Origin of the sequence: Burkholderia sp. Bmkn7 (genome assembly GCF_041103175.1) — a bacterium.
GTDB lineage: Bacteria > Pseudomonadota > Gammaproteobacteria > Burkholderiales > Burkholderiaceae > Burkholderia > Burkholderia cepacia.
In genome coordinates, this window is the sequence record NZ_JBGCUH010000002.1 from 3,164,919 (window position 1) to 3,182,217 (window position 17,299).

Below are 17,299 nucleotides of genomic sequence, written 5' to 3' on the forward strand. Positions count from 1 at the left end.
CAACCGCTCACGCGAACTCGGCGACCGCCCGGCGTTTGAGCGGACGCTCGCCCCGTGCGGGCAAGCCGAGCTTGCGGCGGCCTTCGGCCGGCGTCAGCACCCGGGCGCCGAGCCGTTCGACGATCTCTCGCGCGCGCTCGACGAGCGTGCCGTTGGTCGCATGCACGCCGCGATCGAGCCAGATGTTGTCTTCGAGGCCGACGCGCACGTGGCCGCCGAGCAGCATCGCCTGCGCGACCATCGGCATCTGCATGCGGCCGATCCCGAAGCCCGCCCAGTGCGCGCCCGGCGGCAGGTTGTCGACCATCGCCTTCATCGTGCCCGTATCGGCCGGCGCGCCCCAGGGAATGCCGAGGCACAGCTGGAACAGCGGCGGATCGTCGAGCAGCCCCTCCTTCAGCAACTGCTTCGCGAACCACAGATGGCCCGTGTCGAAGATTTCCAGCTCCGGCTTCACGCCGAGTTCCTGGATGCGCTTCGCGCCGGCGCGCAATTGCGCGGGCGTCGACACGTAGATGTAGTCGCCGTCGCCGAAATTCAGCGTGCCGCAGTCGAGCGTGCAGATTTCGGGCAGCAGTTCCTCGACGTGCGCGAGGCGCGTGAGGCCGCCGACGAGATCCGTGCCCTTGCCGAAACGCATCGGGTCCTCGCCCGGGCCGATCTCGAGATCGCCGCCCATGCCGGCCGTCAGGTTGATGATCACGTCGACATCGGCCGAGCGGATACGGTCGACCACTTCGCGGTACAGGTTCGGGTCGCGGCTGCCGCGCCCCGTCTGCGGATCGCGCACGTGGCAGTGCGCTACGGTCGCGCCGGCCTTCGCGGCCTCGATCGCGGCGGCCGCGATCTCCTTCGGCGTGACCGGAATCGCCGGATGCTTGCCGACCGTATCGCCCGCGCCGGTAACGGCGCAGGTGATGATGACTTCATGGTTCATGCTGGTTGCCTCGCTTGACTCGGGTTGTGTCGCATTGCGGGTGTTTCGTCAGGGCGCGCCGCGGGCGGCGCGCGGGCCGTCACAGGCCGAGATACGCCTTCACGGCCGGCAGCCCGTCCTTGCCGTCGAACGTCTTGACGCCCGCGAGCCACGGATCGAGCACCTGCGGGTTCTTCTTCAGGTACGCCTTCGCGGCGTCGGCCGGCTTCGTCTTGTTCATCACCGACTGCATCAGCTGGTTCTCGAGCTGCGTCGAGAAGCGCAGGTTCGTGACGAGCTTGCCCGCGTTCGGGCAGCGCGCGATGAAGTCGGGCGCCGTCAGCGTGTACACGCGCGCTTCGCCGTAGTTCGGGCCGAACGACGCGTCGCCGCCGGACAGGTAGTTCATGCTCAGCTGGATGTTCATCGGATGCGGTTCCCACCCGAGGAACACGACCCACTTCTTCTCGCGGATCGCGCGCTCGACCGTCACCAGCATCCCGGCCTCGCTCGATTCGACGAGCTTGAAGCCGCCAAGCCCGTACTGGTTCGTGTCGATCATCTTCTGGATCGTCGCGTTCGCGCTGCTGCCCGGCTCGATCCCGTAGATCTTGCCGTCGAGTTCAGCACGGTGTTTCGCGATGTCCTCGAAGGTCTTCAGGCCGGCCTGGTATTCGTAGCTAGGCACCGCGAGCGTCGCCTTCGCGCCGGACAGGTTCGGCGGTTCGACGACGTTGATCGACTTGCTGTCGAGGAACGGCTGGAGCTGCTTCTGCTGCACGGGCCACCAGTAGCCGAGCGACACGTCGAGCTGCTTGCTCTTCAGGCCGGCGAACGAGATCGGCACCGACGCGATCGTCGTGGTCGGCTTGTAGCCGAGCGCCTCGAACACGGTCGACGCGAGCGCCGTGGTCGACGTGATGTCGGTCCAGCCGATATCCGCGAAACGCACGGTGCGGCAGGTCGCGGCCTCCGTTTCGGCCCATGCCGCATGCGTGAACGCGCCGGTCGCCAGCACGGCCGCGGCAAGCGCGGCAATCTTCGTCGACTTCATGGTTCGGTTCCTCCCTGTTGGACTCGTGGCAGCCGGTGCGCGGGGTGTGCGCCGACCTGCATCGTGGGAGTAAAAGTAACGAGCCATATTGGTCGCGAGAAGACCGGCGGCGACCTGTTCTTGACTGTTTGCGACTATGAGTGGAAACCACTAGGTTTCTTGAGAGGCTTGTTGGACGGGGTTCTTGCGCGTATTGCGGGGGAATTCAGTTTGTCCACGTGCGGCGCGATGCCTGGGGCTCCGCCGGGACGAAACGGAGCGCCGGTGCGGCTTCCGACCCGGCACGCGCACGCCGCACCGACGAACGGGTGTCATGGACGCATGTGAAGCTGGCCCGGCCTCCAGCAGCCGAAAGCGCGTTTCGTATTGCGGAATCCGCGCCGATTTCCCGCGCCGCCGCGTTTTCGCCGCTTGAAAACTTGTTTTGCATCGCAAAAACAGCAACGTAACCCGTTGAAAAACAACAAAAAATAATGTCTTATGTCTTATATAAGACATCACCAAAAGCTCAACGGGCGGCGTTACTATTTATCCCATGCAGTTCGCTGCGACAGACGTGGCGGGCACGCTCAACCAGTTACTCAAACGCGCTTTGCTCCCAGGAGATTGACATGGCCCAGTATCAAGACGACATCAAGGCAGTTGCCGGTTTGAAGGAAAACCACGGCAGCGCGTGGAATGCGATCAGCCCCGAGTACGCCGCCCGCATGCGTGCCCAGAACAAGTTCAAGACGGGCCTGGACATCGCCAAGTACACCGCGAAGATCATGCGTGCCGACATGGCCGCCTACGACGCCGATCCGTCCAAGTACACGCAGTCGCTGGGTTGCTGGCACGGTTTCATCGGCCAGCAGAAGATGATCTCCATCAAGAAGCACTTCAACAGCACCGAACGCCGCTACCTGTACCTGTCCGGCTGGATGGTCGCCGCGCTGCGCTCCGAGTTCGGCCCGCTGCCGGACCAGTCGATGCACGAAAAGACCTCGGTCAGCGCGCTGATTCGCGAGCTCTATACGTTCCTGCGCCAGGCCGACGCCCGTGAACTGGGCGGCCTGTTCCGCGAACTCGATGCCGCCAAGGACGCTGCAGCGAAGGCCGCGATCCAGGACAAGATCGACAACCACGTCACGCACGTCGTGCCGATCATCGCCGACATCGACGCCGGTTTCGGCAACGCGGAAGCCACGTACCTGCTGGCCAAGCAGTTCATCGAAGCGGGCGCATGCTGTATCCAGATCGAAAACCAGGTGTCCGACGAGAAGCAGTGCGGCCACCAGGACGGCAAGGTCACCGTGCCGCACGAGGACTTCCTGGCCAAGATCCGCGCGATCCGCTACGCGTTCCTGGAACTGGGCGTGGACGACGGCATCATCGTGGCCCGTACCGACTCGCTGGGCGCCGGCCTGACCAAGCAGATCGCCGTGACCAACACGCCGGGCGACCTGGGCGACCAGTACAACGCGTTCCTCGACTGCGAAGAACTGTCGGCCGACCAGCTGGGCAACGGTGACGTGGTCATCAAGCGCGACGGCAAGCTGCTGCGTCCGAAGCGCCTGCCGAGCAACCTGTTCCAGTTCCGCGCCGGCACGGGCGAAGCGCGCTGCGTGCTCGACTGCATCACGTCGCTGCAGAACGGCGCCGACCTGCTGTGGATCGAAACCGAAAAACCGCATATCGCGCAGATCGGCGGCATGGTCAGCGAGATCCGCAAGGTCATCCCGAATGCGAAGCTGGTGTACAACAACAGCCCGTCGTTCAACTGGACGCTGAACTTCCGTCAGCAGGCATATGACGCGATGAAGGCAGCAGGCAAGGACGTGTCGGCATACGACCGTGCGCAGCTGATGAGCGTGGAGTACGACGAGACGGAACTGGCCACGCTGGCCGACGAGAAGATCCGCACGTTCCAGGCGGACGCATCGCGCGAAGCAGGTATCTTCCACCACCTGATCACGCTGCCGACGTACCACACCGCCGCGCTGTCGACCGACAACCTGGCCAAGGAATACTTCGGCGACCAGGGCATGCTGGGCTACGTGGCCGGCGTGCAGCGCAAGGAAATCCGTCAGGGTATCGCCTGCGTGAAGCACCAGAACATGTCCGGCTCGGACATCGGCGACGACCACAAGGAATACTTCAGCGGCGAAGCAGCGCTGAAGGCGGCAGGCAAGGACAACACGATGAACCAGTTCTGATCGTCGCCATACCGGAAGCACGACGCCAGCCCGTTTCGACGGGTTGGCGTTTTTTTATCCGGCGGGATGACGCACGGGGTGCCCTTCAGGCATCGTGCCGTGCGCTTTCCGCTGCGATCACGCGCACGAATGCGTCCGCCAGCGCCGTCGGCTCGACCGGCAGCACCAGCGCGCACGCCGATTTTGCGTCGTCATCCGAGATCGGCACGAAAACGACTCCGTCGATACCGAGGCTCGCCATCCGTTCCGGCACGATCGCCACGCCCTGCCCGGCCGCGACGAGATTCAGCATCGACGTCTTCGGCGACACGATCCGGGCGGTCGCGGGCACGAATCCCCGTTTCAGGCAAAGGTCGATCACGACGCGCGCCAGCCCGCCCCGCTCCCGATGCACGGCCGATACGAACGGCTCGTGCCGCAGCCGCGAGATCGCGGTGCGCCGGCGGCCCGCCAGCGGGTGGTCGGCCGGCACCGCCACGCACAAGCGCTCGGCCGCGAGCTCGACGAAACGCACGCGCGGCTCGCGGCGCAGCACCGGCACACGGACGATCCCGAGATCGGCGTTGCCGTTCGCGATCTCCAGCACCTGATCCTCGGACGACGCGCGGTCGAGGTCGATCCGCGCACCCGGGCATGCGCCCATGAAACGCTCGAGCACCGGCATCAGGCTGCCGACGGGAACGGTGCTCGAATGCAGGAGCCGCAATACACCCGCTTCACCGCGCGACAACCGTGCGCCCTCCTCGGCCGCGGCAGCCAGCGTCGCCGGAATCGACGCGACGCGATCGCGATAGATCGCGCCGGCCGGCGTGAGCCGCACGCCCCTCGGCTCCCGGTCGAACAGCGGGAACCCCAGTTCGTCTTCCAGTTGACCGATCTGCCGGCTCAGCGCCGACTGCGCGACGTGGAGCGCGCTCGCGGCCGGCGTGAAGCCGCCGAGATCGGCCACGGTCAGGAAGTACTGAATTTGTCTCAGGGATGGCATGCCGAAACGAGATGGACAAGCGCCAGATTTGATATTTGCGTTATACCGCCGCGCTTCCCAGAATGGAAGCCTGCCGTGCCGGAACCGCCGTCGCGGCCACATCGCCGGAGCTGCCCTCTTCGTGACTACTCTCCTGTCGTATCTGCTGGCCGTCGCCGCCGGCATCAGCGTGGCGTTGCAGCAGGTGCTCAACGCCAACCTCCGCGCGCAGCTCGGCTCGCCGTGGTGGGCCGGGTCGGTCAGCTACCTCGTCGGCCTGGCCGCGATGCTCGCCGTCGCGCTCCTGTCCCCGCACCCTCGCCTGAGCGGTACCGTCGCCGAGGCGGGATCGTGGTTCAGCTGGACCGGCGGATTCTTCGGCGCGGTGTTCGTCGGCATCGCGATCCTGATGGTGCCGCGACTGGGCGCCGCGACGACGCTCGCGCTGATCGTCGTCGGGCAGATGACCGGCGCGCTCGTATTCGATCATTTCGGTGTGCTCGGCATCCAGCAGCATTCGGCCAGCCCGATCCGCCTGGCCGGTGCGGCGTGCCTCATTCTCGGCGTGGTGCTGGTTCGTGCGTGATGCGTTCATGGCGTTCGCGACATTCTTGCGTTCGCGCGTGCGATCGGATGTCGTGCTTCGTCGTGCTCCCGTCGTGCTCCGACCCGGCCGGCTGGCCTTGCGCACCGCCCGGTGCCGCATCGAGCGGATGCTTCAGTTCGAGCGCGCCTGCGCCGAACGGGATCGGCGCGTGGCCGCAGCCCGCCGCCGGCACCCGGCCGCGTTGCCGCGATCCGGATGTGCCCGCCTGTGGCATGCGTGCGCGGCCGACGTGGCGGCGACGCACGCACCCGTCGTTACGCTCATGCGTAGTTCATCATCACCGACTTGCTTTCCGTGTACTGGTCGATCACCGCGCGACCGAGTTCGCGGCCGAAACCCGACTGCTTCATCCCGCCGAACGGCATCGCGTTGTCGAGCAACGAGTGGCAGTTGACCCACACCGTGCCCGCGGCGATGCGCGGGATCAGCTTGTGAATCGCGGAAAGGTCGTTCGACCAGATGCTCGCGCCGAGGCCGTACGGCGTGTCGTTGGCGAGTTGCACGGCCGTGTCGACGTCGTCGAACGGCATCGCGACGAGCACCGGCCCGAAGATCTCCTCGCGCACGACGCGCATCGCCTGCGTCGTATCGACCAGCACGGTCGGCTCGACGAAGAAGCCCGGGCCGTCGATCGCGCGGCCGCCCGCCGCGGCGCGTGCGCCTTCGCCGAATCCCGAATCGATATAGCCGCACACGCGCTCGCGCTGCTTCGCCGAGACGAGCGGGCCGATCTGCGTCGACGGATCCATCCCCGGGCCGATCTTCAGGCTCGCGGCGATCTTCGCGACGCGCCCGATCACGTCGTCGAACACCTTCGCGTGGATGTACGCGCGCGACCCGGCCGTGCACACCTGCCCCTGGTTGAAGAAAATCGCGTTCGCCACACCGAGCGCGGCCTTGTCCGGATCGACGTCGGGCAGCACGATCACCGGCGACTTGCCGCCGAGTTCCAGCGACATCCGCGTCATGTTGTCGAGCGCCGCGTGGCCGATCGTCTTGCCCGTCTGCGTCGAGCCCGTGAACGCGATCTTGTCGATGCGCGGATCGCGCGACAGCGCGGCGCCGGCCGTATGACCGTAGCCGGTGACGATATTGACGACGCCGTCCGGGAAACCGGCCGCCTGGATCAGCTCGCCCAGGCGCAACGCACTCAGCGGCGTATCTTCCGCGGGTTTCAACACCACGGTGCAGCCCGTGGCCAGCGCGGGCGCGAGCTTCCACGCCGCCATCAGCAACGGGAAATTCCACGGAATGATCGCGCCGACCACACCGACCGGTTCCTTGCGCGTGTAGGTGAAGATCTCGCTGTCGGGCATGTACGGCATGCCCGCGTCGATCACGCTGCCTTCGATCTTCGTCGCCCAGCCGGCCATGTAGCGGAAGCACTGCGCAGCCATCGCGACATCGAGCCCCTGCGCCACCATCACGGGCTTGCCGTTGTCGAGCGACTCGATCTCGGCCAGCTCGCGCGCATTCGCGTCGATCAGGTCGGCGAGCGCCAGCAGCAGACGCTCGCGGTCGGTGGTCTTCGCGGTGCGCCACGGCCCCGCATCGAATGCGCGCCGCGCGGCGGCGACGGCCTGTTGCACGTCGTGCTCGTCCGCCTCGGGCACGCGCGCGAGCACGGTGCCGTCGGCCGGATTCACGACGTCGAGCCGGCGGCCCGACGCAGCGTCGGTCCACTCGGCGCCGATCAGCATCTTCTTCGGCTTCGCGAGAAACGCGCGTGTGGCGTCGAGCAGCGGAAAGTTCTGGTTCGTCTCCATCTTCGTTTTTCCTCGATTTCCTGAATCGGTCGGTCAGTAGCGATCCACGACGCCGTCGACCCCGCGTGCCTGCAACGCGCGAACGAGGCCCGCGCGCACGGTCGCGACGTCGGAATAGGCAGGACGGCGGTGCGCGGCGACTTCGGCGGCCGTATAGGGCTTGAAGTCGCGCGGCAGCGCGTCGCGGTTCATGGTCGTGAGTACCCAGTTGAGCACGTCGGCCAGGTCCTGGTCCGACAGGGCCGAGTTCGATGCGCCGGGCACGCGCATCACGTACTCGCGCCCGGCCGGCAAATGCGTGAAATAGCCGAGCGAGTTCGCGAGCGGCGGCACCTTGCCGGCGATACCGCCGCCCGTGGCCGTGTGGCAGCCCATGCAGTTGAGCACCCAGTGCTGCCTCGCGAGCGCCGCGTCAGCCGCGCCTTCCGCATGCGCGGGTGCCACGGTCAGGCCGACGACCGCCCCGGCAAGCATCAGCAGCGACGACAGGCGGTGCGACAGGTGGCCGAGCCACGATGCCGCCGCGCACCGCGTGCGCGGCGCGACGTCGCAAACGCGGGATGCACGGGCAACCTTCACAGGCCGAGCCCCTTGATGACGACGTCGCGTTGCGCGTGAACAGCCGTGCCGTCCATCGCCTTCGCGCGCGCCGCGCGGATGTCGGCCGCCGTGAATGGCTTCGCATCGCCGTGCTGCGCGTTGAGATCGAACACGACGTAGTTGAGCACGTGCGCGATATCGTCGTCGCTGGCGCTCGCAAACGACGGCATCTTGAAGTTGTAGCTCTTGTCGTGCACCTTGATCTCGCCGAACATCCCGTGCAGCAGTGTCGCGACCAGCTGCGCACGCCCCGTCTCGGCCGTCGCATACTTGCCCGGATACTCGGTCAGCGGCGGCGCGAGGCCGTCCTGCCCTTTCCCGCCCGCCTGGTGGCACACCGCGCACTGCGCGTCGAACAGGCTCTTGCCGGCCGGGTAATGCACGGCTTCCTGCGCGCCGGCGGCGCCTGGCAACGCGAAGGCCGCCACGGCCGTCATGCATGCGACTGCGATCTTTCCTGCTTGCGTCACTTTCATTGCTTTGCCGCCCCCAACAGAACCGAAACCGAACAGTGGTAATTCGAATTGCCGTTCGCCATGCACCAGTTGATGTCGTTGTTCAACGACAGCTTGTACAGCGGCTTCTCGCGCTCGTTGCGGTTGCAGAAGCACTTTCCGCACGACGTCTTGCCGCAGCAGTCGTTGTACGACACGATGTAGTCCGAACCGTCGTGCGGATTGCGGCAGGTGCCGATCCACGTGATCGGCGAAGGCGTCGTGCCCGGCGGGCAACTGCTCGACGTGCCGCCGCAGCAACTGCACAGCCAGCCGTCGATCGCGCAGTATTTCCAGTAGTCGCAGCTCATCGGGTCGTCGCTCGCCCCCGAGGCGGCGGCACCGGATGCGCCCGACGCCGCGTCGGCCGCATACGCGGTGCGATCGACGGGCAGCAGCGGCAGCATCGCCGATCCCACCAGCACCTTGCCGAGCTTCGCCATCGCGCTGCGCCGCGAACTGTGCTGCGCGACGCCGCGCGCCGACCGCTCGAACCATGAATCAAACAGGCCCATGTCGTTGTTCTCCCTTGACGTTGAAAGAGGGTCGGCCGGTCATGCGTGCTGCGCGTGCGCGTCGTGGCTGTGATCGCCGTGCACGAACTGCTGCAGCGATGCGACGCCGCGCTCCTTCGCTTCGAACAGGCTCTCGAGATGCTCGCGCGTATTGACGAGGCCCTTCGCACGCACCGTGCCGGTTTCGTCGAGCAGCACCGCGTACGGCAGCTTGCCGATCTGGTACGCGAGGCCGAGCTCCTGCGACAGCACGTACGGGAAGCGCCCGAGGTCGTGCTTGCGCGCGAAGCGCGTGTGTTCGTCGATATCGCCGTCGCTCGCGAGCACGATGTTCACCGGCGTCGATTCGCTCGCCTGCAGCGACGGCAGCAGCGGCAGCAGCTTCTTGCAGACGGGGCACGTCGGCGACAGGAAGAACAGCAGCGTCGCCTTGCCCGACGCATCGATGCCGCCGACCTTCACCCGCGAGCCGCGAATGTCGGTCAGTTCGAACGCCGGCGCGATCGCGCCGACCGCCGGCCCCTTGTCGATCATCAATGCGCCGGCCGGCATGATGCGCTCGTACAGGATGCCGATCTGGCGCACGAGCGCGAGACAGATCGCGCCGAGCGCGAGGACGGCCACCCACAGCAGGGCGGTGGAAACGGTGAGAGCGGTTTGCATCATGAATTCCTCAGATGGGAAAGGCGCGGTACGTTGGCGAGCAGCACGTCGACGGTGAGCAGCGCGCAGACGATCAGCAGCACGGAGAAAAACAGCGTCAGGTAGTCGAACCACACGACCGCGCGCGCGCCCGGCTCGACGAGCGCGGTCGCGGCCAGCGCGGCGAGCAGCAGCGCGCGACCGACGTGCAGCCAGCCGATGCCGCGCGGCGCATCCGCTCGCGCGGCCGCGAAGCCGGAACAGCCGCAGTCGATGTCGGTGTGGCCGCGCAGCAGATTGATCGCGATTGCCGCCGCGAAGGCGACGAGCAGCGCGATCAGGCCGATCGCGCCGGCCGTGCGCGTATCGGGAAACAGCAGTGCCGCCGCGCCGACGGCTTCCGCGAGCGGAATCGCGAACGCGACGGGCGCGGTCAGCGCGTCGGGCAGCAGCCGGTAGCCGGCGAGTGCCTGGCTGAACGCGGCGGGACGGCGCATCTTCGCGAAGGCGCCGAGCAGCACGACGACGGCAGCGCCGGCCTGCGCGCTGGTGGCAAGTACGGGATCGAGCGTCATCGCGGCCTCACGGGTTGACGAGCAGCGACGACGTATTGCCGATCTGCTTCTCGACGTTCTGCAGCTTGCCCGTGCGCGCATCCATCACGACGAGGTCGGAGGTCGCCGTCAGCCCGTAGAACAGCGGCTTGTCGTCCTCGCTGACCTGGATCGACACGAGGGGATCGATCTTCTGCTGCGCGAGATCCCAGCGCGCGACACGCTGCTTCGACTTCAGGTCGAACACCCACACCTGCGTGCCGGGGTCCTTGTGCGAGCCGTCGGTACCCTTGTGCATCAGCACGTAGTAGCGGTTCTGCTTCGCCTGCACGGCCGTCTGCTGCATGCCGCCCGGGCGCCAGCCTTCGGCGCGTTCGGCGTCCGTCAGCAGCGGCCACGGCTTGCCGAACGCGGGCTTGTCGCCGCTGAAATCCGCGCTGCGCACGTTGCCGCCGTAGGTCGTAAACAGATAGTCGCCCTTGTAGCGCGACGCGTTCACGAACGCCGGATCCTTGTCGACGTCGATGAACGCATCCGACATCGTGCGCTTCGTTTCCTTGCCGTTCGCATCGAGCGTGACGGTCAGCGCCTTGCCGCTTTCGCACAGCGCCGTGAAGCGGTCGTTGCCCGACGGATACGCGAGCACGCAGGCCGCCGTGTCGATCTCCGACAGCACCTTCTTCGAGACCGCGTCGATCACCGTAACCGATGCGGCCGGCGTGATGTTCGCGACGTACAGCCGCTTGCCGTCCGCGCTGAGCGCGGTGTTGTACGGCGACGGCACATGCTGCGCATGCTTCGCCGGAATCACGATCTCGCCCGCATGATCGAGCGTCGTGTTGTCGGTGATCTCGACGACGTCGGTGCGCGTGCCGTGCGAGCCGCGCGAGAAGTACGTCGTCGCGACGAAGCTCGTCTTGCGGTCCGGCGAGATCGCGAGGCCCGGGCCGAAGCCGCCGTCGATCTGGCCGAGCAGTTTCTTCGCATCGGCGTCGTACACGTAGATGCGTCCGTCGGTCATCGACGGCATCGAGATATCGACGATATAGACCTCGTGCGGATGCCAGGGCGGCATCTTCTGCACGACCAGTTCTTCCGGCTTTTCCGTCGCATTCGCGCCGCCGGCCCATGCCGCCGCGAACGCCAGCGTCGCCGCGAGCACCGCGGTTCGTCGCCTTGTCCTCATGTCGCCTCCAGTTGGGGAATCACGTAACGTGGGGCGACTGTAGTTCGACAATAAATCCGGTCAGCACCCGGACCGGCACCGCGTGCGTGCCGATTCGGGATATTGGAAAACCGCCTGAAAGGCACGCCGGCCGAACGCTTCCGACCCTCTGGCAGATGCGCCCGGAATAGCGCTGCCCCTTATTGCGCCGACCGCGCGGTCGGTTTAATCTTGCGCGGTCCTGATCGACGCACCTGGAGGCGCTGTGTTCGTGTTTCACGAGAGGTTCGACAACGCGGACCGGCATGCCGAGGCGCTGCGCGGCTGGAACCAGCGCTACGACCAGATCGGCTCCGGCGCGTATCGCAGCGCGGTCAAGCATGCGGTGCTGGACAGCGTGCAGCTGTTCCAGGAGGCCGCCAACGTTCGCATCATCCAGCGCGGAAGGTTGCCGCACGACCAGACGGTATTCGGCATGCCGCTCACCGGCGCGGGTGCGTTCGCATTCGGCGGTGCGCGCATCGAACGCGGCACGATGGTGCTGGCGCGCGGCGGCACCCCGTTCGAGCTGCACTCGCCCGACGACATGTCGCTGATCGGTGTCGTCGCCAATGGCGAACTGATGCAGCAGATCGAGGATGCGGCCGACGTCCGCCTCGACGAAGTCACGTTGCGGCGCGGCGTCGTCGACATGCCCACCGCGGTGCTGATGCGCGCGAGCGTGCAGATCGCGACGCACCTCGAGCGTGTATTGTCGGCACCCGATACCTTCCGCGACGCACGCGCGCAGCGCGAACTGCGCGGCGAGATCGGCAACGTGCTCGTCGATCTCCTCACGTACCGGATTCCCGAGCCGCCGAACCGTCTCACGCATGCATGCCGCGCCGACATCGTGCGCCGCGTGCACGACTACGTGATCGACCATCCCGAGGCACCGGTCGACGTGCTGAGCCTGTGCACGCAATTGCGCGTGAGCCGGCGCACGATGCAGAACAGTTTCCAGTCGGTCGTGCAGACCAGCCCGTTGCATTACGTGCGATCGCTGCGCCTGTCGCAAGTGCGGCGGATGCTGCTCGACACGCGGCAGGCCGACCTGCCGATCAGCGACGCGGCCGCACGCTGGGGCTTCATCCACCTCGGGCATTTCGCGAACGCCTACAAGGCGCAGTTCGGCGAGTTGCCGTCGACCACCGCGCGCCGTTCCGCGCGCGGCGCAAAAACGCGCTGAAGCCGCGCAAAACCCGCGATAATCTCCGGCTGACCGTTCGCCGCCCCGCGCGACACGCGACGACCACCGGATTCCATTGCCTGCCCCGATGCCCGAGGATTTCCACTTCCTGCTGCTGCCCGGCTTTTCCGCGCTCGGCTTCATGTCCGCGGTCGAACCGCTGCGCGTCGCGAACCGCTTTCGCACGGAGCTCTATCGCTGGCACGTGATCAGCGCCGACGGCGCGCCCGTCGCCGCGAGCAACGGCATTCCGGTCGCCGCCGAAGCCGCGTGCGCGGAGGTCGAAACGGTCGATACGGTGTTCGTCGTCGCCGGCTTCGATCCGCTCGTGTGCTACACGCGCGCGATCGGCGACTGGCTGCGCCGCCAGCACCGTCATGGTGCAACGCTCGGCGGCATCGACACGGGCAGCTTCGTGCTCGCGGAAGCCGGGCTGTTCGACGCGTCGCAGCCGCTCACGCTGCACTGGGAAGCACTGGCCGCGTTCCGGGAACGCTACCCCGGCCTGAACGCGACGCAGGAGCTGTTCGAGATCGACGACCGGCGCATCACGTGCGCGGGCGGCACCGCGTCGATCGACATGATGCTCGACCTGATCGGGCGGCGGCACGGTGCCGATCTCGCGGCGGCGATCTCCGAGCAGTTCGTGGTCAGCCGGATCCGGCAGCGCTCGGACAGCCAGCGGCTCGAGATCGCCGCGCGCTACGGCGTGCACAACCGCAAGCTGATCCAGGTGATCGGCACGATGCAGCGGCACATGGAAAACCCGCTCGGCTCCGATGCGCTCGCGCAGGAGGTGTCGATCACGCGGCGCCAGCTCGAACGGCTGTTCAGCGCGACGCTGAACGACACGCCGACGCATTTCTACCTGAACCTGCGGCTCGATCGCGCGCGTGAACTGCTGCAGCAGACCGACATGAGCATCACGTCGGTGTGCGTCGCGTGCGGGTTCGAATCGCCGTCGCATTTCTCGCGCACGTATCGCGCGCGATTCGGCCTGAGCCCGCGCAGCGACCGTCGCGCGACGCGCTGATCGTCGCGGGTTTCAAACACAATCCCGCGCGGAATTGCGCGTTCCGGCAGCGTTTCCCGCCGCTCGCTGAACAATGCCGACGATTGATCGACGGACTGAAGAGGTCATCGAAAATAAACTGGAATGTCGTTGAAAATATTCTGTAACATACCAAAAAAAGTTAGATAGGCAGCCTAACGACTTGCATGCCGCATCGCGGCAGGCTGCCACCGATATCGATTCGATCCGAGGGGTATGACATGACGATGCTCGATTCGCCGTCGCCGCACCTGCCTGCCGTTCGATTCTTCGTTCGCCGCTTCTCGCGCGCGTCCTCCTGCTTCTCGCCGTCCAATCCCGCCAGTTTCTTTTCGACCTGACATTTAGGTTTCCTTAGTCAGTCGACGCTCCCCACACCGCTTCGCCGCACCGGCTCGATCGAGCCGGCGCGCGGGCCGTGTCGTGCCTGCGCGCCACGAACGCGCGGGCGTGTCCAACCGTTGAGATGAGGATCACGTATGCAGACATCACGCAAAGCACTGCCGCTCGCCCTGGGTCTCGCGCTCGGTTTCGGCATCGTCGGCGGCACCGCGGCCGATACGAAAGTCTCGAATCCGCAAGCAACGAGCCTGCGCGAAAGCCTGACACGCGGCGTCGCGCCGCCGGCCGCCAAGGCGGACACGGCCGCCGGGCAGTTCCGCGCGGACGGCGTGGCGGTCACGCTGTACAACCCCGCCTATCGCGCGAAGAAGGCCGCCGCGACGCCCGCCGCCACCGCGCGCGACTTCGTCGCGTCGCAGGCCGCGCAACTCGGGCTCGACGCGACCGCGCTCGCGAGCCTCGTCGTCACGTCGGAGCGCAGCGACGCCGAGTTCACCGTCGTGCGCCTGCAGCAGCAGGCAGCCGGATTGCCCGTGTACGGCAGCGATATCGCGGTGACGGTCGCGAAGGACGGCCGCATCCTGTACGTCGCGAGCAACACGATCAACGGCGTCGTCGCGAAGTCGGGCAAGGCGCAGGCCGTCGACCAGCAGCAGGCGCTCGACCGCGCACGCGCGTATCTCGGCGTGAGCGGCTTCACGAACCAGGATGCGCAGCTCGTCGCCTTCGTCGACAAGACCGGCACGCATACCGCGTGGAAAGTGCGCGGCCGCCCGAACAACGGCCCGAAAGGCGACTGGGAACTGCTGATCGACTCGGGCAGCGGCGAAGTGCTGCGCGCCGAGGACAAGGCCCTCTACGCGACCGACGGCACGGGTTTCGTGTTCCGGCCCGACCCGCTGTCGCCGACCAAAAGCAGCTACGGCAGCACGGGCTACAAGGACAGCAACGACGCCGATTCGTCGCAACTCACCGCCGCGCGCGTGCGCGTGACGCTGAAGGATCTCGCGCAGTCGGGTGCGCGTTATTCATTGTCGGGCCCGTATGCGGCATGCGTCGATTTCGACGCGCCGCGCGACAACGCGTGTCCCGTGCAGTCGACCCCCGCATTCGAATTCACGCGCGGCAACCTGTATTTCGAGGCGGTGAACGCGTACTACCACATCGACACGTTCCTGCGTTACGTGAACCAGACGCTCGGCATCAAGGCGCTGCCGTACCAGTACACGGGCGGCGTGCAGTATGACCCGCACGGCGAATCGGGCGACGACAACTCGTCGTACTCGTCGAGCAGCGGCCGGCTGACCTTCGGGCAAGGCGGCGTCGACGACGCGGAGGATGCGGACGTCGTGATCCACGAACTCGGCCACGGCATCCACGACTGGGTGACGAACGGCGGCCTTTCGCAGCAGGAAGGGTTGTCGGAAGGCACCGGCGACTATCTCGCCGCCGCGTACAGCCGCGACTTCAACCAGTGGAGCCCGTCGGATGCGCAGTACCACTGGGTCTACAACTGGGACGGCCACAACGAGTTCTGGGGCGGCCGCGTGACCAACTGGAACGTCGGGCGCACCTATGCGCAGGCACGCGGCGCGGAGATCCATACGGCCGGCCAGTACTGGGCCTCGTGCAACCTCGTCGCGCGCGACGCGATCGGCGCGCAGGCGATGGACAAGGCGTTCCTGAAGGGGCTGTCGATGACCAACAGCTCGACCAACCAGAAGGCCGCCGCGCAGGCGGTGCTGACGGCGGCGTCCGCGCTCGGCTACAGCAACGCGCAGCTCACCGCGATCGGCAATGCGTACAACCAGAGTTGCACGTACGGCGTGACCGTACCGAAGAAGTCGTAATTCCGCAGCAGGCGGGAGCGTGTCGCACGACCTGCGGCGCGCCCCCTTCATCGACATCGCCATCCTCACGAGATCGAACATGCCTACTCTGAAACTCACCCGCCTGAGCGCCGCGCTGGGCGGCATGCTGCTGACCGCCGCCGCGCACGCGACGCCGGTGTGGATCACGCTTGGCGACGCGGCATTCCGCCAGTTGCAACGCATCGACGCGAGCGCCACCGCGCAATACAGCACGACGCTCGACGCCGGCAAGGCGGCCGATGGCGCGGCGCGCCGCGAGACCGTACACGTCGTCGAGATCGACGATTCGCGGCTCGGCGACCTGGCCCACGCCGTCCACCATACGCGCGGCCACGGGCCCGGCTACGTCGTGCACGACTCGTTCGACGACGCGCGCCAGGCACTGCAGCCGTTGCCGACGCCGCTCGCGAAGCAGGCCGCGGCTTCCACGTACCAGGTTTCGAACGCACCGCAGATCGGCACGTGGATCCAGCAGCTGCAGGCCAGCAACATCGTCGGCACGATCACGTCGCTGTCCGGCTTCACGAACCGCTACTACACGACGTCGCACGGCGTCGCCGCGTCGGACTGGCTCGCGCTGCAGTGGAAGCAGCTGGCCGGTTCGCGCGCCGACATCACCGTCGAGCAGTTCACGCACACGGGCTTTCCGCAGAAATCCGTGATCCTGACGATCCGCGGCAGCGATCCGGCCGCGGGCACCGTCGTGCTGGGCGGCCACCTCGATTCGACGGTCGGGCGCACGACGGAAAACACGCGCTCGCCCGGCGCGGACGACGATGCGTCGGGCATCGCCAGCCTCACCGAAGCGCTGCGCGTGCTGCTGGCGAACAACTACCGGCCGAAGCGGACGATCAAGTTCGTCGGATACGCGGCCGAGGAAGCCGGCCTGCTCGGCTCGAAGGCGATCGCGAAGCAGTTTCGTACGCAAAACGTAAACGTCGTAGGTGTGCTGCAGCTCGACATGACGAACTACAAGGGCGACCCGAAGGACATCTACCTGATCACCGACTACACGAACGCGTCGCAGAACACCTACCTGACGAATCTGGCGAAGACCTACCTGCCGGAACTCGCGATCGGCACGTCGCAGTGCGGGTATGCGTGCTCGGATCATGCGTCGTGGAATGCGCAAGGGTATCCTGCGTCGTTCCCGTTCGAGGCCGATCAGAACGACAGTCCGTATATCCATACCGTGAACGACACGCTGGAGAATTCGGATCGGCAGGCGAACCATGCATTGAAGTTCGGCAAGCTGGCGCTGGCTTATGCGGTCGACCTCGGCGGCAACGGCAGTGCGACCGTGAAGCGCTGACGGCGTGCGGCCGGGCTGTTCGT

At 66.6% G+C, this 17,299-nt stretch carries 16 protein-coding genes; 6 read left to right on the forward strand and 10 right to left on the reverse strand.

The genetic code is table 11. The features are described from left to right. Positions 1–7: 7 nt before the first annotated feature. Positions 8–937 (reverse strand): 3-keto-5-aminohexanoate cleavage protein, encoded by a 930-nt coding sequence (locus AB3K92_RS20085; RefSeq protein ID WP_369465685.1) that lies wholly within the window; start codon positions 935–937, stop codon positions 8–10. A 79-nt stretch (positions 938–1,016) separates the two neighbouring features. Further along, positions 1,017–1,970: a choline ABC transporter substrate-binding protein gene (locus AB3K92_RS20090; protein ID WP_021161455.1), complete on the reverse strand. Its 954-nt coding sequence runs from the start codon at positions 1,968–1,970 to the stop codon at positions 1,017–1,019. A gap of 611 nt (positions 1,971–2,581) precedes the next feature. Here AB3K92_RS20090 and AB3K92_RS20095 point away from each other — a divergent pair. Beyond that, positions 2,582–4,165: an isocitrate lyase gene (locus AB3K92_RS20095; protein ID WP_021161457.1), complete on the forward strand. Its 1,584-nt coding sequence runs from the start codon at positions 2,582–2,584 to the stop codon at positions 4,163–4,165. Positions 4,166–4,250: 85 nt separating this feature from the next. Here the strand turns inward: AB3K92_RS20095 and AB3K92_RS20100 are convergent, their stop codons facing one another. Continuing rightward, on the reverse strand, positions 4,251–5,150 hold the full coding sequence (locus tag AB3K92_RS20100; RefSeq protein WP_369465686.1) for a LysR family transcriptional regulator: 900 nt from the start codon (positions 5,148–5,150) through the stop codon (positions 4,251–4,253). 121 nt (positions 5,151–5,271) lie between these two features. Between AB3K92_RS20100 and AB3K92_RS20105 the strand changes: the two genes are divergently transcribed. Beyond that, the gene (locus tag AB3K92_RS20105) at positions 5,272–5,715 is read left to right on the forward strand and encodes a DMT family transporter (RefSeq protein ID WP_059489488.1); all 444 of its coding nucleotides are present in this window, start codon (positions 5,272–5,274) and stop codon (positions 5,713–5,715) included. A gap of 281 nt (positions 5,716–5,996) precedes the next feature. Here AB3K92_RS20105 and AB3K92_RS20110 read toward each other — a convergent pair whose 3' ends face one another. The 7 genes from AB3K92_RS20110 to AB3K92_RS20140 form a co-directional block, all read right to left on the reverse strand. After that, the gene (locus AB3K92_RS20110; protein ID WP_059649734.1) at positions 5,997–7,502 is read right to left on the reverse strand and encodes an aldehyde dehydrogenase family protein; all 1,506 of its coding nucleotides are present in this window, start codon (positions 7,500–7,502) and stop codon (positions 5,997–5,999) included. Between the two features lie 33 nt (positions 7,503–7,535). Continuing rightward, positions 7,536–7,976 carry a cytochrome c gene (locus tag AB3K92_RS20115; RefSeq protein WP_205713655.1) on the reverse strand — a complete coding sequence of 147 codons (441 nt, stop codon included), beginning with the start codon at positions 7,974–7,976 and terminating at the stop codon, positions 7,536–7,538. A 101-nt stretch (positions 7,977–8,077) separates the two neighbouring features. After that, the gene (locus AB3K92_RS20120; RefSeq protein WP_059709419.1) at positions 8,078–8,578 is read right to left on the reverse strand and encodes a cytochrome c; all 501 of its coding nucleotides are present in this window, start codon (positions 8,576–8,578) and stop codon (positions 8,078–8,080) included. Further along, a complete protein-coding gene (locus AB3K92_RS20125) occupies positions 8,575–9,111 on the reverse strand; it encodes a methylamine dehydrogenase light chain (protein ID WP_021161464.1) in 537 nt (178 codons plus the stop codon). Before AB3K92_RS20125 ends, AB3K92_RS20120 begins: the two co-directional genes overlap by 4 nt. A 39-nt stretch (positions 9,112–9,150) precedes the next feature. After that, positions 9,151–9,777 carry a methylamine dehydrogenase accessory protein MauD gene (gene mauD, locus AB3K92_RS20130; protein WP_369465687.1) on the reverse strand — a complete coding sequence of 209 codons (627 nt, stop codon included), beginning with the start codon at positions 9,775–9,777 and terminating at the stop codon, positions 9,151–9,153. Beyond that, positions 9,774–10,328, reverse strand: a complete 555-nt coding sequence (locus AB3K92_RS20135) for a MauE/DoxX family redox-associated membrane protein (RefSeq protein WP_048024826.1) — start codon at positions 10,326–10,328, stop codon at positions 9,774–9,776. The genes mauD and AB3K92_RS20135 overlap by 4 nt, the downstream gene beginning before the upstream one ends. 7 nt (positions 10,329–10,335) lie before the next feature. Then, positions 10,336–11,493, reverse strand: a complete 1,158-nt coding sequence (locus AB3K92_RS20140; protein ID WP_060222300.1) for an amine dehydrogenase large subunit — start codon at positions 11,491–11,493, stop codon at positions 10,336–10,338. A 244-nt stretch (positions 11,494–11,737) separates the two neighbouring features. Between AB3K92_RS20140 and AB3K92_RS20145 the strand changes: the two genes are divergently transcribed. The 4 genes from AB3K92_RS20145 to AB3K92_RS20160 all read left to right on the forward strand — a co-directional run bounded on the left by AB3K92_RS20145 (position 11,738) and on the right by AB3K92_RS20160 (position 17,276). Continuing rightward, positions 11,738–12,700 (forward strand): helix-turn-helix domain-containing protein, encoded by a 963-nt coding sequence (locus AB3K92_RS20145; RefSeq protein WP_048024823.1) that lies wholly within the window; start codon positions 11,738–11,740, stop codon positions 12,698–12,700. A gap of 88 nt (positions 12,701–12,788) precedes the next feature. Next, on the forward strand, positions 12,789–13,733 hold the full coding sequence (locus AB3K92_RS20150) for a GlxA family transcriptional regulator (RefSeq protein WP_021161470.1): 945 nt from the start codon (positions 12,789–12,791) through the stop codon (positions 13,731–13,733). A 497-nt stretch (positions 13,734–14,230) separates the two neighbouring features. Beyond that, a complete protein-coding gene (locus tag AB3K92_RS20155) occupies positions 14,231–15,943 on the forward strand; it encodes a peptidase (RefSeq protein ID WP_369465688.1) in 1,713 nt (570 codons plus the stop codon). 79 nt (positions 15,944–16,022) lie between these two features. Continuing rightward, on the forward strand, positions 16,023–17,276 hold the full coding sequence (locus AB3K92_RS20160) for a M20/M25/M40 family metallo-hydrolase (RefSeq protein WP_369465689.1): 1,254 nt from the start codon (positions 16,023–16,025) through the stop codon (positions 17,274–17,276). Positions 17,277–17,299: the final 23 nt, after the last annotated feature.

What these genes read in the sequence shown, in the direction of transcription:
- AB3K92_RS20085 (WP_369465685.1), bottom strand. Translation starts at nt 937, where the DNA reads ATGAACCATGAAGTCATCATCACCTGCGCCGTTACCGGCGCGGGCGAT.
- AB3K92_RS20090 (WP_021161455.1), bottom strand. Translation starts at nt 1,970, where the DNA reads ATGAAGTCGACGAAGATTGCCGCGCTTGCCGCGGCCGTGCTGGCGACC.
- AB3K92_RS20095 (WP_021161457.1), top strand. Translation starts at nt 2,582, where the DNA reads ATGGCCCAGTATCAAGACGACATCAAGGCAGTTGCCGGTTTGAAGGAA.
- AB3K92_RS20100 (WP_369465686.1), bottom strand. Translation starts at nt 5,150, where the DNA reads ATGCCATCCCTGAGACAAATTCAGTACTTCCTGACCGTGGCCGATCTC.
- AB3K92_RS20110 (WP_059649734.1), bottom strand. Translation starts at nt 7,502, where the DNA reads ATGGAGACGAACCAGAACTTTCCGCTGCTCGACGCCACACGCGCGTTT.
- AB3K92_RS20115 (WP_205713655.1), bottom strand. Translation starts at nt 7,976, where the DNA reads ATGCTTGCCGGGGCGGTCGTCGGCCTGACCGTGGCACCCGCGCATGCG.
- AB3K92_RS20120 (WP_059709419.1), bottom strand. Translation starts at nt 8,578, where the DNA reads ATGAAAGTGACGCAAGCAGGAAAGATCGCAGTCGCATGCATGACGGCC.
- AB3K92_RS20125 (WP_021161464.1), bottom strand. Translation starts at nt 9,111, where the DNA reads ATGGGCCTGTTTGATTCATGGTTCGAGCGGTCGGCGCGCGGCGTCGCG.
- mauD (WP_369465687.1), bottom strand. Translation starts at nt 9,777, where the DNA reads ATGATGCAAACCGCTCTCACCGTTTCCACCGCCCTGCTGTGGGTGGCC.
- AB3K92_RS20135 (WP_048024826.1), bottom strand. Translation starts at nt 10,328, where the DNA reads ATGACGCTCGATCCCGTACTTGCCACCAGCGCGCAGGCCGGCGCTGCC.
- AB3K92_RS20140 (WP_060222300.1), bottom strand. Translation starts at nt 11,493, where the DNA reads ATGAGGACAAGGCGACGAACCGCGGTGCTCGCGGCGACGCTGGCGTTC.
- AB3K92_RS20150 (WP_021161470.1), top strand. Translation starts at nt 12,789, where the DNA reads ATGCCCGAGGATTTCCACTTCCTGCTGCTGCCCGGCTTTTCCGCGCTC.
- AB3K92_RS20155 (WP_369465688.1), top strand. Translation starts at nt 14,231, where the DNA reads ATGCAGACATCACGCAAAGCACTGCCGCTCGCCCTGGGTCTCGCGCTC.
- AB3K92_RS20160 (WP_369465689.1), top strand. Translation starts at nt 16,023, where the DNA reads ATGCCTACTCTGAAACTCACCCGCCTGAGCGCCGCGCTGGGCGGCATG.